Source organism: Rivibacter subsaxonicus (assembly GCF_004217215.1).
GTDB classification, from domain to species: domain Bacteria; phylum Pseudomonadota; class Gammaproteobacteria; order Burkholderiales; family Burkholderiaceae_C; genus Rivibacter; species Rivibacter subsaxonicus.
Genome location: NZ_SHKP01000005.1, coordinates 461,499 through 477,105, shown reverse-complemented (window position 1 = coordinate 477,105; position 15,607 = coordinate 461,499). Strand labels below are relative to the sequence as shown.

Annotated in this window: 11 protein-coding genes; 6 read left to right on the top strand and 5 right to left on the bottom strand. The window is 65.5% G+C overall.

From position 1 onward, the window contains the following. Window positions 1-26 precede the first annotated feature (26 nt). Window positions 27-1,469, top strand: a complete 1,443-nt coding sequence (locus tag EV670_RS08180; RefSeq protein ID WP_165393269.1) for a right-handed parallel beta-helix repeat-containing protein — start codon at window positions 27-29, stop codon at window positions 1,467-1,469. Between the two features lie 288 nt (window positions 1,470-1,757). Here the strand turns inward: EV670_RS08180 and EV670_RS08175 are convergent, their stop codons facing one another. The 5 genes from EV670_RS08175 to dnaA all read right to left on the bottom strand — a co-directional run bounded on the left by EV670_RS08175 (window position 1,758) and on the right by dnaA (window position 11,021). Beyond that, entirely contained in the window at window positions 1,758-2,906 is a 1,149-nt protein-coding gene (locus tag EV670_RS08175; protein ID WP_130431345.1) for a protein NO VEIN domain-containing protein, read from the bottom strand. Beyond that, on the bottom strand, window positions 2,903-5,203 hold the full coding sequence (locus EV670_RS08170) for a hypothetical protein (RefSeq protein WP_130431344.1): 2,301 nt from the start codon (window positions 5,201-5,203) through the stop codon (window positions 2,903-2,905). The genes EV670_RS08175 and EV670_RS08170 overlap by 4 nt, the downstream gene beginning before the upstream one ends. Before the next feature lie 386 nt (window positions 5,204-5,589). After that, entirely contained in the window at window positions 5,590-8,172 is a 2,583-nt protein-coding gene (gyrB, locus tag EV670_RS08165) for a DNA topoisomerase (ATP-hydrolyzing) subunit B (RefSeq protein WP_130431343.1), read from the bottom strand. A 109-nt stretch (window positions 8,173-8,281) separates the two neighbouring features. Further along, window positions 8,282-9,388: a DNA polymerase III subunit beta gene (gene dnaN, locus EV670_RS08160; RefSeq protein WP_130431342.1), complete on the bottom strand. Its 1,107-nt coding sequence runs from the start codon at window positions 9,386-9,388 to the stop codon at window positions 8,282-8,284. Window positions 9,389-9,632: 244 nt separating this feature from the next. Further along, complete coding sequence (dnaA, locus tag EV670_RS08155; protein WP_130431341.1) at window positions 9,633-11,021, bottom strand: chromosomal replication initiator protein DnaA; 1,389 nt, start codon at window positions 11,019-11,021, stop codon at window positions 9,633-9,635. Between the two features lie 325 nt (window positions 11,022-11,346). On the opposite strand from dnaA, the gene rpmH reads away from it, so the two are divergent. From rpmH to mnmE, 5 genes are all read left to right on the top strand, one after another. Further along, window positions 11,347-11,481, top strand: coding sequence for a 50S ribosomal protein L34 (gene rpmH, locus EV670_RS08150; RefSeq protein WP_130431340.1), 135 nt, complete (start codon window positions 11,347-11,349; stop codon window positions 11,479-11,481). A 48-nt stretch (window positions 11,482-11,529) separates the two neighbouring features. Further along, window positions 11,530-11,946: a ribonuclease P protein component gene (locus EV670_RS08145; protein WP_130431339.1), complete on the top strand. Its 417-nt coding sequence runs from the start codon at window positions 11,530-11,532 to the stop codon at window positions 11,944-11,946. Between the two features lie 4 nt (window positions 11,947-11,950). Then, the gene (gene yidD / locus EV670_RS08140; RefSeq protein ID WP_130431338.1) at window positions 11,951-12,301 is read left to right on the top strand and encodes a membrane protein insertion efficiency factor YidD; all 351 of its coding nucleotides are present in this window, start codon (window positions 11,951-11,953) and stop codon (window positions 12,299-12,301) included. Further along, entirely contained in the window at window positions 12,298-13,977 is a 1,680-nt protein-coding gene (yidC, locus tag EV670_RS08135; protein ID WP_130431337.1) for a membrane protein insertase YidC, read from the top strand. Before yidD ends, yidC begins: the two co-directional genes overlap by 4 nt. A gap of 82 nt (window positions 13,978-14,059) precedes the next feature. Then, entirely contained in the window at window positions 14,060-15,457 is a 1,398-nt protein-coding gene (gene mnmE / locus EV670_RS08130; RefSeq protein ID WP_130431336.1) for a tRNA uridine-5-carboxymethylaminomethyl(34) synthesis GTPase MnmE, read from the top strand. Window positions 15,458-15,607: the final 150 nt, after the last annotated feature.

Genomic DNA, 15,607 nt, shown 5'->3' with positions numbered 1-15,607 from the left:
GTCTGGCGCCATCAAGGAGAAGCGGGATGCACAAAGCATGGGGGGCCTGCATCGCATGCCTGGCGGCATCTTTCCTGTCGCCCGCGGCAGCGGCCGCCTCTGGCGACGGTGCCTGCATGACGGTGCCGGGCGTGCCGGCGGTGCCGGGCTCGGCCAGGAAGATCAGCGACTTCGGTGCGCGCGCCGACGACGCGGAGGACGACACGGCGCAGATCCAGGCGGCGCTCGACAGCCTGGCGCCGGGCGAGTGGCTGGTGTTCGACAAGCCGGGGCGCTACCTCATCGGCAAGCGGCTTTCGATCAGGCGACCGAACGTCACGGTCTACGGCGCGGGCGCGACGATCCATGCCACCAACCCGAGCGACCAGGCCATCATGATCCAGGCCGACGGCGTCAGGCTCTACCGCCTCACCAAGACCGCGGTGACCACCTCGAGGCAGTCCACACCGTGGAGCGCCGGCATCGCCGTGTACCTCGACGTCGGCGGCAAGCGCACACCGGTGAAAAACGTGGTGATCCAGGGCAACACGATCACCAACGCAGGCCCCGACGACTCGCCGGAAGCCAACGGCGCGGCGAGCGCCGGGATCATCCTCTTCAAGGCCTACAACTTCCTGGTGGCGGAGAACACGGTCAAGCGATCGCTGGCCGACGGCATCCACATCACCTCGGGCTCGCGCGACGGGCGCGTGCTGGCCAACAAGGTGCGCGAGAGCGGCGACGACATGCTGGCGGTGGTGAGCTACGTCGGCGGCAAGGCGGCCGAGTCCAGTGGAGAGAGGGCCGCCGAGGACTGGGCCACCCGGCAGGACGCCGGCATTAACAAGAACATCGTGCTGGCCAACAACGACCTGCAGGGGCAGTACTGGGGGCGCGGCATCTCGCTTCTTGGCGTGGACGGCGCGACGGTGAAGGGCAACACGGTGGCCCACTCGCCGATGGCGGCCGGCATCCTGGTGGCGCGCGAGTCCTCGTACCTCACCTTCGGCGTGAACAACGCGCTGATCGAGGGCAACACGCTGCGCGAGATCCAGACCAGCGAGCCGAGCTACAACCGCGGCGGTAAGTGGAAGTCGTTGAGCCTCACGGGCCACGGCGCGATCGAGCTGCAGAACATGCTGTTCAAGGACGAGGCCGCGATCGCGGTGCTCAGACAGGACCTGGCCGTGCGCAACGTGCTGGTACGCAACAACACCATCGACAAGGCCCGGGGCGCTGGCGTGCGCGTCGGCGCCGCGACCGGTATCGCGGCCGGCGAGCGCTTGCCCGTCAGGGGGAGCATCGAGTCCGTGGGCCTGGATCGCAACACGATGACGGCGGTGGGCTCGGGCCTGGCGATCACGGCCGAGGGCGTGCAGGCTGGCTCGCTCTGGTGCAGCGGCAACAAGCGCGATGGTCAGGCTGCAACCTCGAACTTGTGCCAGGGTGCGGCGGCGCCGAGCGTCAAGGGGGCGGCGTGCGAGCCGTGATGGGTCCGCCAGGGGTGGCGGTGGTGCGCGCAGCCCGTCTGGACTTCATGCGGTCAATGTATGGCGTTTGCGTTGCTGGAGCGAGGCAGGGGAGAACCTGCTTTCGCTGCGCCTGAACGGCACTTGTCGACTCACGCTCACGCGGCCGGCTTCAACAACTGGGGATGCTGGCGGCGCAGCGCGTCAAGCACCACCCACACATCGCGACATGCAGCTCATGTTGCTACAAGTGCAGCAAAACTGAGAACGCCCTGAGCCGTCTTTCGGCGCCAGCTATCGTGCGCGTTGCTAGTCGAAGCTCGCTCTGTAAGTAGCCGGATCGAGGGAGCAATGTCGCTCGATGGCGCCTGCGAGCTCAAACAGTCGGGGTGCGGCTCGAAAGTCAAAGAGCCGATACAGCCGGAACTGCTCTGTGTTCTCCTGAGCGAAGCGCACTTCGTTCGCAGAGGCGAAGAACGGCGTTCGTTCACCAAACGCGGTTGTCTTGACCTCGATGTAGCGCGCGCGGCCGTCGACCTCGAACGACTGTATGTCGAAGCCGAGTCCGTCGCCTTGTGTCCGCGACACATGCTCAACTCGCTCGGCCAGTTGTCCTGCACCGAGACCCGCTAGGCGCCAGCGCTCGAAGCTCAGAGCGAACTCCTCGCCAGCCAGACCCAGTGCGCGGTTCTGCGCTTCGCGCTGCAGGTAGTCGCGCTTGATCGGCAGTCGACCGTAAATCGCCGCCTGCTCCCGCGCAACGAGCGCTCGTTGTGGTGCTGGTGCTTTGACGCGACTGAAGTCGCTGACGTCGGCTTTCTCGACGGGGCGCAAGGCCGCGGCCATGGCTGCGTCATCGAGCACGCGGTGCCGTTGGACTTGCTCGCTGACCACCTCGGTCAGCAGTCGCCGTTGGAAGTTCGCTCTTGGTTTGTAGCCACGCAGGTACGGAAACCCCAGCTCCAGCATCACGGCGCTGATGTTGCCGTGCTTGAACTCGACGGACCCGTTCGATCGACCATTCAACAGTTCCAGCAAGCGACGGCGGTGCGCGGTCTTGTTGTAGTGCTGACCGGTCAATTCGAGCGTCAGCATCGCGAGGTAGTCGGCCACGATGAGCTCGACTTCTTCGCGTCGCCAGTCGTCGCCTGCAGTCTCGGCCAGCAAGCTCTTGACGATGAAGCCCAGGCTCTGCAATCGCGACACTACGGTCGCGTCGCCACCGGAAAAGTCACTCGGGCGCAGTGGTCCTTCCTCGGGAAACTGAATGCCGAATGCCACACCGGCTATGGCCTTCGAATCGGCCTCGATGCCCGATCGAGGATCGACGACCACATAGCTGCGCGACCGGCCAAAGCCATGCTTGGCCAGGAAGGCGTCTCGGCCAACGCCTGCGAACTCATCCAGCGCCGCCTGCACGGCAGCGCTGCTGGTCAGATCCGACAGCCGTCGCGTCATTGCGAGAAGTGAACCGCTGCAGTTCGCGCGACTGGTCCGGTATCGCTGCCTAGGCCATCAAGTTTCTGCTTGAGGGTATCAATGGCGCTCCACGTGCCGGAATTGAAATCAGGGATGTCTTTAGGCATGGCAAGGCGCGGATGTATGCGATGAACGCTAGTCCTGGTCTCACGCATGGCCACCCACCGTGTAGGCCGTCCAAGTGCCTCTGGCACAAACCAAAAACCGAACGCAGTCACGGCGAAGGACGCCACTTGCCCGAAAAAAGGCCATTCCACTCCGAGCGCGGTCGCAAGCGCCGCCACCGAGGAGAAGAGGAATACGAGCAGCCAGCGAACTCGCTTGAATACTCCCACTCCGGCGGCCAGGCCTTGGGACAGTGCGTGCAGTTGCTCGGCTAGATCGGAACGCTCTCGTGACAGAAGCTGCTGGCTCAGGGCGTCCACCCTGCCTTCCAACTGGGTGGATTCGTGGTCACGCTGGGCTAACTCAGCATGCAGCTTCTCCACACCTTTCGCGTTCTCTTTCTGGGCCTTGGCGTTATCGGACGCAATTCGAGCGAGCTGTTCCTCATGGGCAACTTGCAATGCCGTAAGTTGCTGTTCACCCTCTTCCTTCTGGGCAATGAGCTTTTGCTCCGCCTCCTCACGAGCGACCGCAGCAGCAAACTCGCCCGCCGCGAGCTTCACCTGCTCGATGATGTATGGGAGCCGCTCGGGCGTAACGTCCTCTGGATCGGCCCGGGTCGCGCGCATCAAGGCGCGTTCGCCCTCGCGATCTTCCAAGAGGGCAGCAACGTGGTCGGCTTCCGCCTTGCCGTGAAGGTCGAGAACCAAGTTGTAGGCGCGCGCCTTTACATCGGGGCGCGGCCGAATTGCCGCCGAGCAGTGAGCCAGCAGCCGAGCCCGAGACATTTGGCCATTCCCTTCGCCGCTTCGAAGCCAGAGGTAGCCCGCCAGTTGCTTGTCCGAAAGAGCGACGGGCGCCCAACGATTCGCTGCATTGACACTCTGCTTGGCGGCGGCAGTAAGCCAAGTTCTCCAGGCGTCGTTTGCCGCCTGAGCAAGTGCCGTGTTTCTGGTGATGAAAACGGCCTTGCTGTCGCAGATGCGAGTACAGAGTGTGTTTGCGTCGCGAATCCGCAGCAGGGCCCACACAGAGCGCTCGTCATGGGTACGCGCCTCATCGTTTGGCCAATGCGCCATGCGTCTGCTCAGCTCAGCCTGAATGTCCCCGACAGTGTTCTTGGACCGTCGCATCAGGTCGAGCTGCGGGTCTTGCTTGACGGAGATGCCAACAGCCGCAGCGCGGCTGCCGATATTCCCTTTCAAGGCGGAGAGGACATGGGGCTTCGCTGAAGCGCCAAAGTAGCCGATGCGGGAATTCCCCGAGCGGAGCGAGGCGAGCTGGCCGGACACCACCGATTCAGCTTCCACGATGCAGTCATCGAAGACGGCTGGCTGTGCGCCGCTTGAAGAGACCATTGCGAGCAACTCGGTGCCGTAGACCGAGTAGTCGACGTTGACGCCGAGAACGTCAAGCAGGAGTGGCGAGTCGAGGTAGATTTCGAGGCCGCCAAGGTCCTTTTTGTCCACCGCCGGCTCACTAAAGCAGGCGAGCGCCTCGGCCGCCATGCTTGCGAACGCGATGTCCGACACCCGGTCGAATAGCGTGGGCTGGCTGTCTCGCAAATCGACCAGGAACTGGGCGGCATGGAAATCGAGTCGCAATCCCCTTTGCTCTTTGGGGTCGGATTCAGCGCGCCTCAGGGCGAGGGTCTTTGACGAGGCCTTCGCCGCGACACTGGCTTCCTTGCGCGCAAGCAACCGCATGGATTCAGCGTTGAGCAGCCGATCCAGGAACTCCTCTTGCAAGCGCTGCTCTGTCTCGTCGGTGAAGAGCGGATCGGCACGGCAGGATTCAACGAACTGATGCAGGACGGAGTCGATTTCGCGCTCTGTAACGCCCGGAACCTCGGGCGCATCCTCACCAACGCTCACGGCCGCGTACTGGTACACCGTGCCCCTTGCTTTCCCGACGACAGGGACCAAAAGCCCTTGCCCCTCCAGCTGTTCCGCCATGCCAAGGACAGCTAGTCGAGGGATTCGCATGCCATACAGGCTGGCCACTGCATTAGAGAACGCCGCTGCGTCAAACATCCGACCGGCAAATTCACGGCAAATTGGCGCGAAGAATGGGACGAGCGCCCCGAACATTCCGGCGTTGGACTGATGGATGCGGTCTGCCAGCGCGCAGTACGCCAGCAGCGCTCTCTTCGGCTTCGTGATCGAACTCATCTGTACTCGTTCTTCTGTCAGAGCACGCATCGGTCGCTTTGCCGAAGTCGGTCGTGCTCACTCCCTTTCAGATACCTTCACACAAGCCCTGTTGGGCGTGCACAAAGAGCGACGGACCTCACGTGGGCAGAGAACGTGGCGGTCCGCCATTTACCTGAGAGCTATGAAACACCCATAGATTTCTCAGCTTATGGGGCTCAAATTCTCACGTTATGGGTCGCCCTACAATATCCCCTGCGATGCTGGACCGGCCAGATCAACCCGATTACTCAGTTCGCTGACTCGATTGTTGCGTTTGGGGCTTGAAGGCGCCGTCGTGCGGGGAAGCCTACTTGTCACCTTTTGCCCCACGATTTCTCACGATATGCCCCCACCTACAGCGGCGACTACACGTCGATGTTCGCCGCCCTCAACGCATTCGATTCGATGAACAACCTCCGCGGCTCCACCTCGTCGCCCATCAGCATCGTGAACACCCGATCCGCCTCGATCGCGTCCTCGATCTGCACCCGCAGCAGGCGGCGCACGGTCGGGTCCATCGTCGTTTCCCAGAGCTGCTCGGGGTTCATCTCGCCCAGGCCCTTGTAGCGCTGGCGGCCCACGGCGTTTTCGGCCTGCTGCATCAGCCACGCCATCGCGCCGCGGAAGTCGGCCACGCTCTGTTCCTTGCGCTTGTCGCCTTCGCCGCGCGCCACCACCGCGTTGGCGCCGACCAGGCCCTTGAAGGTGCGGCCGGCCACGGCCAGCGCCTCGTAGTCGGCGCCGTGGATGAAGTCGGCGCTGATCACGCTGGCCTTGACGTTGCCGTGGTGGCGGCGGCCCACGCGCAGGTAGGGCTTGTCCAGGCGCGCGTCGGTCTCGGCGCTGACCTCGGCGTCGTGCAGCGCGGCCTTGAGCGCGGCAGCACTCGCCTCGGCCTCGGCCGGGGTGTCGAGCTTGAGCTCGAGGCCGGTGGCCATGGCACGCAGCGCCTCCACGTCCATCCAGTTCTGCAGGCGGTCGATCACGTTCTCGGCCAGCAGGTAGGCGCGGGCCAGGCTCTCGAGCGTGTCGCCCTTCAGCACAGATTCCACGGTGCCGAGGCCGGTGTCGAGCTGCGCATCCTGCAGCGCCACCTTGAGCAGGAAGGCGTCGAGCTCGGTGCCGTCCTTCAGGTACTGCTCGTGCTTGCCTTGCTTGACCTTGTAGAGCGGCGGCTGCGCGATGTAGATGTGGCCGCGCTCCACCAGCTCGGGCATCTGGCGATAGAAGAAGGTCAGCAGCAGCGTGCGGATGTGGGCGCCGTCGACGTCGGCGTCGGTCATGATGATGATGCGGTGGTAGCGCAGCTTCTCGACGTTGAAGTCCTCGCTGCCGATGCCGGTGCCCAGCGCCGTGATCAGCGTGAGGATCGCCTCGCTGCTCAGCAGCTTCTCGTAGCGCGCCTTCTCGACGTTGAGGATCTTGCCGCGCAGCGGCAGGATCGCCTGGAACTTGCGGTCGCGGCCCTGCTTGGCCGAGCCGCCGGCCGAGTCACCCTCGACGATGTAGATCTCGCACTGCGCGGGGTCCTTCTCCTGGCAATCGGCGAGCTTGCCGGGCAGGCCCAGGCCGTCGAGTACGCCCTTGCGGCGCGTCATCTCGCGCGCCTTGCGAGCCGCCTCGCGGGCACGCGCGGCGTCGACGATCTTGCCGACGATGATCTTGGCGTCGATCGGGTTCTCGAGCAGAAAGTCGGTGAGGGTCTTGCCGACCACGTCTTCAACCGGCCCGCGCACCTCGGAGCTCACGAGCTTGTCCTTGGTCTGCGAACTGAACTTGGGCTCGGGCACCTTGACGCTGATCACGCACGCCAAGCCTTCGCGCATGTCATCGCCGGCAATCTCGACCTTGGCCTTCTTGGCGAGGTCGTTGTCGTCGATGTACTTGTTGATCACCCGCGTCATCGCCGCGCGCAGGCCGGTCAGGTGGGTACCGCCGTCGCGCTGCGGAATGTTGTTGGTGAAGCAGAGCACGTTCTCGCTGTAGCCGTCGTTCCACTGCATCGACACCTCGGTGGTGATGGTGGTGTTCTGTTCGCTCTGCTTCTCGCCGACGGCGTGAAAGATCGTCGGGTTGAGAACCTTCTTGCCCTGGTTGATGAACTCCACGAAGCCGCGCACGCCGCCGGCGTAGGCGAAGTTGTCTTCCTTGCCGGCGCGCTCATCGACCAGGCGGATCTTCACGCCGTTGTTCAGGAAGCTCAGCTCGCGCAGACGCTTGGCCAGCACGTCGTAGTGGAAGTCGATGTTCGAGAAGATCTCGTCATCGGGCAGGAAGTGAACCTCGGTGCCGCGCTTGTCGGTCTCGCCGATCACCTTCATCGGGCTGATCTCGAAGCCGTCGCGCAGCTCGATCAGCCGCTCCTGCGGCACGCCCTTCTTGAACTCGATGTAGTGAACCTTGCCCTCGCGCCGCACCGTGAGCCGCAGCGACTTGGACAGCGCGTTGACGCAGCTCACGCCCACGCCGTGCAGGCCGCCCGAGACCTTGTAGCTGTTCTGGTTGAACTTGCCGCCGGCATGCAGCTCGGTCAGCGCGATCTCGGCCGCACTGCGCTTGGGCTCGTGCTTGTCGTCCATCTTGACGCCGGTCGGGATGCCGCGGCCGTTGTCGATGACGCTGATCGAGTTGTCACTGTGAATGGTGACCGTGATGTCGTCGCAATGGCCGGCGAGCGCCTCGTCGATCGAGTTGTCGACCACCTCGAACACGAGATGGTGCAGACCGGTGCCGTCGGAGGTGTCGCCGATGTACATGCCGGGGCGCTTGCGCACCGCCTCGAGCCCTTCGAGGATCTGGATCGAACCTTCGCCGTAGGCCGTCGAGGCCGCGGAACCCACCGAGATCGGCTGGCCCTCGGCCGAGGGCACGGGTTGCTGCGTCACGCCGCGGTCGTGTTCGCTCTGGGAGTCTTTCGGGGTCTGGGCTTCACTCATCGGGGCACTCATTTCCATCGCGGGGCCGAAATCGACAGCCCCTTCAAAAACGCTTCAGCGGGCGCTCGGCCCGCTGTGCTGGCTGGCCGCTGGGGTCACAAACCCGCGGCAGCGAAGCGACTCAAATGCGCATCGGCATCACCACGTACTTGAAGCCGGCCTGCTCGGGCACCGTCACCAGCGCCGAGCTGTTGGCGTCCTGCAGCGACAGGCTCACCATCTCCTGCGGCATGTTGGCCAGCGCGTCCATCAGGTAGGTCACGTTGAAGCCGATCTCGATGGCGTCGCCGCCGTAGTCGATCTCGATCTCTTCCTTGGCCTCTTCCTGCTCGGCGTTGCTGGAGGCAATCTTCAGCAGGCCCGGCTCGAAGTTCATGCGCACGCCCTTGAACTTCTCGCTCGTGAGGATGGCGGCGCGCTGCAGGCTGGCCAGCAGCGGCACGCGGCCGAGCGTGATGTGGTTCTTGTGGTTCTTGGGAATCACGCGGTTGTAGTCGGGGAACTTGCCCTCGACCAGCTTGGTGACGAACTCCAGCCCGGCAAAGGCGAACTTGGCCTGGTTGCCGGCAAAGCGCATCTCGATCGGCGTGTCCTCGTCCTTCAGCAGGCGCTGCAGTTCGAGCACGGTCTTGCGCGGCAGGATGACCTCCTGCTTCGGGATGTCCTTGTCGAGCGTGGCCTGCGCCAGCGCCAGGCGGTGGCCGTCGGTGGCCACGAGCGTGAGCGTGCTGCCCTCGGCAACGAACAGGATGCCGTTGAGGTAGTAGCGGATGTCGTGCACCGCCATCGCGAAGTGAACCTGGTTGATCAGGCTCTTGAGCGTCTTCTGCGGCACGCCGAAGACCGGGCCGAAGTCGGCCGCTTCCTGCACCAGCGGAAAGTCCTCGGCCGGCAGGGTCTGCAGCGTGAAGCGGCTCTTGCCGCCGGCCAGCGTGAGCTTGCTCTGGTTGCTGGTGAGGCTGACGTTCTGGTCGGCCGGCAGGGTGCGCAGGATGTCGATCAGCTTGCGCGCGCCGACCGTGGTCGAGAAGTTGGCCGCGTCGCCGTCGAAGCTGGCCGTGGTGCGAACCTGGATCTCCAGGTCGCTGGTGGTGAACTCGATCTGGTCGCCGGTCTTGCGCAGCAGGACGTTGGCCAGTACCGGCAGGGTGTGACGCCTCTCGACGATGCCGGCTACTGCCTGCAGCGCGCCAAGAAGTTTTTCCTGCTGGCCTTTCAACACAATCATTTCAACCTCTTTAAGGTAGTCGTCGTAGTAGAGGGCGGCTCGCCTTGTGGACAACGTGATTTTCGCCTGTTTCGACGCGGGTTTAGCGACGGATGAACCCTGTGGGCCGAGACCGTCGCCGCTGCGCCGCGAATGGGGAGAAGTTTCGAAACGGGCCTTGTCCTGTGGATAGCTTGCTGGTTGTTCCGAACTTGTCCCCAGAGCTATGCCTTGACAGCCGGGACAAGCTTCTGCTTCTGGGTCTTCAACCCTTCAGGGTCTGTTCGAGCACGTGCAGTTGCTGGTTGAGCTCGGTGTTCTTGCCGCGCTCGCCACCGATCTTGCGCACCGCGTGCAGCACGGTGGTGTGGTCGCGACCACCGAACAACTCGCCGATCTCGGGCAGGCTCTTCTGCGTGAGTTCCTTGGCCAGGTACATCGCGATCTGGCGCGGGCGGGCAATGCTGGCCGGGCGCTTCTTGCTGTACATGTCGGCGACCTTGATCTTGTAGAAGTCGGCCACCGTCTTCTGGATGTTCTCGACGCCGATCTGGCGGTTCTGGATCGAGAGCAGGTCTTTCAGCGCCTCGCGTGCCAGGCCGATGTTGATTTCCTTCTGGCTGAAGCGGGCGTAGGCCAGCACCTTGCGCAGCGCGCCTTCCAACTCGCGCACGTTGGCGCGCACGTTCTTGGCCACGAAGAAGGCCACGTCCTCGGGCATCGGCGTGCCTTCGGCGTCGGACTTCTTCATCAGGATCGCCACGCGCATCTCGAGCTCGGGCGGCTCGATCGCGACCGTCAGGCCGGCGTCGAAGCGGCTGGTCAGGCGTTCATCGATGTCTGCGAGACCTTTTGGATAGGTATCGCTGGTCATGATGATGTGGGCCTTCTTGGCCAGCAGCGCCTCGAAGGCGTTGAAGAACTCCTCCTGGGTGCGCTCCTTGCCGGCGAAGAACTGCACGTCGTCGATCAGCAGCAGGTCGAGCGAGTGGTACTTGGCCTTGAGTTCGTCGAAGGTCTTGCGCTGGTAGTTGCGCACGACGTCGGTGATGAACTGCTCGGCATGCAGGTAGAGCACGCGGGCGTCGGGCTTGTCGCGCAGCAGCGCGTTGCCGACGGCGTGGATCAGGTGCGTCTTGCCGAGGCCGACGCCGCCGTAGATGAACAGCGGGTTGTACATGTGGCCCGGCGCGCCGGCCACGTGCAGCGCCGCGGTGCGCGCCATCTGGTTGGCGCGGCCGGGCACCAGCGTGTCGAAGGTCAGGGCCGAGTTGAGCCGGTGCTTGGACTGGCTCGGCGCCGGCGCGGCGATCGGAGTGGCCGCTACGCTGGCGACGGCAACCCCGTTGTGGGCGGGCGGGTTGGCGGAAGGACGGGCACGCTCGACGGTGGTCGCATCGCGGGTCGCGAGTTGCAGCTCGAGCCGCACCGGCTTGCCGGCGAGCTCGCTCATCAGCGTTTCGATGCGCGGCGCGTACTGGGTGCGGATCCAGTCGAGCTTGAAGCGGTTGGGCACGCGCAGGGTCAGGATCGTGCTGTCCTGGTGCTCGCGCAACTCGGCCCCTGGCAGCGGACGGATCCAGGTGTTGAACTGCTGTTCGGGCAGTTCCAGCGCGAGGCGCTCGCAGCCGCGCTGCCAGAGATCGGGACTCATTCTTTTGTTGTGTGGACAAGCAGGGTTCGAGCGGCTGAATTCTATGCCGCGCGGAACCCCTGCCAGCAGGGTTATCCACAGTTCCTAGGGTCTGGCGTCCACAGATCGCCGGGCTCCTTGGAGGGTTCCGGGTTTGACCGGATGGCCCATCTCTGGTGTAATCACGGGTTCCGCGCGTCCGGGCACCGCCGCTTTTCTGCGTCCTGCCCGTTCTTTTGCGCATGAGGGCTCAAGCAGCCAGGCCGATCGGGCCCGGTTGCCAGCAGGGCCCCAGCCTGACCGAGCCTGATGTCGGTCGACGTCATCGCTACCGAGGTTTTCCATCATGAAACGCACTTACCAACCGTCGAAGATCCGCCGCGCCCGCACCCATGGTTTCCTGGTGCGCATGAAGACGCGCGGTGGCAAAGCCGTGATCAGCGCACGTCGCGCCAAGGGCCGCAAGCGCCTGGGTCTCTGATCCTCCAACGCTTCCGTCTCGACCTGAGCGGCGCTGGCCGCTAGCGCGATGAGCGCCTTGCCGGCACGCCGCTGGATCGCCCTTGGCGATCCGAGCGCCTTTGCGGCTGCGCTTTCGTCACGACCGGTGGCCCGGACCGAGCATTTCGTGCTCCACCACGCCCAGTTGTCAACAAGCACAGTATCTGCAGACGCCAAGCCTGTGGAAGACACGCTGCAAGTCGGTCTGGTCGTGCCCAAGCGGCATGCCCGCCGGGCCGTCACCCGCAACCTGATCAAGCGCCAGGCGCGCAGCGCCTTCGACGCGCGTGCCGCTGCACTGGCGGCGGGCAACTGGGTGCTGCGGCTGCGCGCGCCCTTCGATCCCAAGCACTTCGTCAGCGCCAGATCGCCCGCGCTGCGCGCGAGCGTGCGCGACGAGGTGGGCCGCCTGTTTGCGGCCTTGCCTGGCGGCCCCAGAGGCTGAACCGATGCAGTTCTCCTGGACCCAGGCCGCCGATGACCTGGCACGCGCACCGCAGCGCCTGCTGATGGGCCTGGTGCGCGCCTACCAGTTGCTGTTCAGCGCCTGGCTGGGCAACAGCTGCCGCTACGAACCCAGCTGCTCGGCCTACACGATGCAAGCCCTTCAGCGCCATGGCGCGCTGGCCGGCAGCGCGCTCGGCGCGCGGCGCCTGCTGCGCTGCTACCCGGGCTGCGAGGGTGGCTGCGATCCGGTGCCGGAGCGGCTCGCCGCCTGGGCACCCGGCTGGCTCACGCGCGCCGCGGCCGAGACTCCTCTTTCCCATTCAACGTCGTCCTGCGAGATCAAGAAGTCATGACCGATATGCGCCGCACCGTCCTCTGGGTGGTGTTCACGATGTCGCTCGTCCTGTTGTGGGACGCGTGGAACAAGCACAACGGGCATCCGCCGATGTTCTTCGGGGCCGGCGCCAAGCCGGCGGTCACTGCGCCGGCGCCGGGCTCGGCACCGGCGATCGCCGGCAGCGCCGCGGTACCGGCGCCGATGGCGGGCGGTGCTGCTTCGGTAACCGCGGCCGCGGCCGTCGCACCGGTCGGCGGCGCGTCGGCGCCGGCCGCCGGCACGACCTTCACCGTGACCAGCGACCTGATCAAGGCGAGCTTCGACTCGGCCGGCGCCAGCCTGGTGCGGCTCGAGTTGCTGCATCACGTCGACCAGAACGACAAGACGCGCAACGTCGTGCTGTTCGACCGCTCGGCGGAGCGCGTCTACCTGGCGCAGACCGGCCTGGTCGGTGCGCCCGACCTCCCGTCGCATCTGAGTCCGATGCAACTCGTGCCCGGTGCGACGACGCTGCAGGACGGCGCCGACGAACTGAACGTGCGCTTCGAGTCGCCGGTGATGGGCGGCGTCAAGCTCGCCAAGACCTTCACCTTCAAGCGCGGCAGCTATGCGGTGAAGGTGACGCACGAGGTGCAGAACGTCGGCACCACGGCGATCTCGCCGCAGCTCTACCAGCAGCTGGTGCGCGATGGCAACCCGCCGCCCGGGGAGTCGAGCTTCTACTTCACCTTCACCGGGCCGGCGGTCTACACCGACGCGGCCAAGTTCAAGAAGATCGAGTTCAAGGACATCGAGAAGGGCAACGCCTCGATCGACAAGAGCGCCGACAACGGCTGGGTCGCGATGGTCCAGCATTACTTCATCAGCGCCTGGCTGCACGGCGACGCCGCGGCGCGCGAGTTCTACGCACGCAAGGTCGACACCAATCTCTACGCCATCGGCCAGCTGTTCGCGCTCGGGCCGATCGAGCCTGGCCAGACCCGCAGCTTCACGAGCCAGCTCTATGCCGGTCCGCAGGAGGAGAAGAAGCTCGAGGAGCTGGCGCCCGGCCTCGACCTGGTCAAGGACTACGGCATCTTCACGATCCTCGCCAAGCCGCTGTTCTGGTTGCTCTCGTGGCTCTACCAGCTGATCGGCAACTGGGGCTGGGCGATCGTCGCGCTGGTGGTGCTGCTGAAGGCCGCGTTCTACGGACTCAACGCGCGCGCCTACGCGTCGATGGCGCGGATGAAGAAGGTCAACCCGCGCATCATGGAGATGCGCGAGCGCCTCAAGGACAACCCGCAGCAGATGCAGCAGGAAATGATGCGCATCTACCGCGAGGAGAAGATCAACCCGCTCGGCAGCTGCCTGCCGATCCTGGTCCAGATCCCGGTCTTCATCGCGCTCTACTGGGTGCTGCTGTCGAGCGTGGAAATGCGCAACGCGCAGTGGCTGTGGATCACCGACCTCTCGGCCAAGGATCCGTACTTCATCCTGCCGATCGTGATGACCGCCACCTCGCTACTGCAGACCTGGCTCAACCCGACGCCGCCGGATCCGGTGCAGGCCAAGCTGATGTGGATCATGCCGCTGGTGTTCGGCATCATGTTCTTCTTCTTCCCGGCCGGCCTGGTGCTGTACTGGATCACGAACAACGTGCTGTCCATCGCGCAGCAGTGGTTCATCAACCGCCGGCTCGGCGTGAACTGATCCGACGCTGAAAGCAACCCACGACGCCCCGCCGGTTCACGCCGCGGGGCGTCGTGCTTTGTGGAGCCCGACAATCCCGACCATGCTGCCGCGCCACCATGAACCGATCGTCGCCGTCGCCACCGCCGCGGGCCGCGGCGCGGTGGGCATCGTGCGCGTCTCCGGGCGCGGCCTCGGTGCGCTGGCGCGGGCGCTGACCGGGCGCGAGCTCAGCTCCCGCCACGCGCACTACGGCCCCTTCCTCGATGCCGGCGGCGAGGCCATCGATCGCGGCCTGGCGCTGTTCTTCCCGACCCCGCACAGCTACACCGGCGAGGACGTGCTCGAGTTGCAGGCGCATGGCGGGCCGATCGTGCTGCAGTTGCTGCTGGCGCGCTGCCTCGAGGCCGCCGCGCAGGACGACACGCTGCCGCGCCTGCGTCCGGCCGAGCCGGGCGAGTTCACCGAGCGCGCCTTCCTCAACGGCAAGCTCGACCTGGCCCAGGCCGAGGCGGTGGCCGACCTGATCGATGCCAGCACCGAGGCCGCCGCGCGCTCGGCCGGACGCGCGCTGGCCGGCGCCTTCTCGACCGAGATCGGCGTGTTGCGCGACGCGCTGATCGAGCTGCGCATGCTGGTCGAGGCCACGCTCGACTTTCCCGAGGAAGAGATCGACTTCCTCGAGAAGGCCGATGCCCGCGGTCGCCTGCAACGGGTGCTGGCCGCGCTCGACGCCGTGCGGGCCCGCGCGCGCCAGGGCGCGCTGCTGCGCGAGGGCCTGACGGTGGTGCTCGCCGGCCAGCCCAACGCCGGCAAGAGCAGCCTGCTCAACGCGCTGGCCGGCGCCGAGCTGGCGATCGTGACGCCGGTTCCCGGCACCACGCGCGACAAGGTGCGCGAGACGATCCAGATCGAGGGCGTGCCGCTGCACGTGGTCGATACCGCCGGTTTGCGCATCGACGCGGTCGACGAGGCCGAACGCATCGGCATCGCGCGCAGCTGGGAGGCGATCGGCGACGCCGACGCGGTGCTGTTCCTGCACGATCTCACGCGCGCCGGCGACGCGAGCTACGCGGCGGCCGACCGCGAGATCGCCGTGCGCATTGGCGGCGCGTCCGCGCCGGTGCTGCATCTCGACACCAAGCTCGACCTCGCGCCGGCCGCGACCGGCGGCGTGTCGATGGCCGGCGAGCATCTGGCGCTATCGGCCCGCAGCGGCGCCGGGCTCGACGCACTGCGCGCGCGCCTGCTCGAACTCGCCGGCTGGCAACCGGGTGGCGAGGGCGTGTTCATCGCCCGCGCGCGCCACCTGCGCGCGCTCGATCAATCGCGCGAGCACCTGCGACTGGCGCAGCAACTGGCCGAGCAGCGCGACGCCGCGCTCGACCTGCTGGCCGAGGAACTGCGGCTGGCGCACGATTGCCTCGGCGCCATCACCGGCGCCTTCAGCGCCGATGACCTGCTGGGTGAAATCTTCGGGCGCTTCTGCATTGGAAAGTAGAGCTGGTGCTGAGGAGCGATCAGATCGGCTCGCTTCTCCTCTCATCTACCTCTGCGGTAAACGTTTTTTTATGCCAGGTCTGCTCACATATGCTCAGCCGAGCTCAGTGATTTGTGTCCATGGATGTGTCCATGGCGGCCCGCTTTTCGG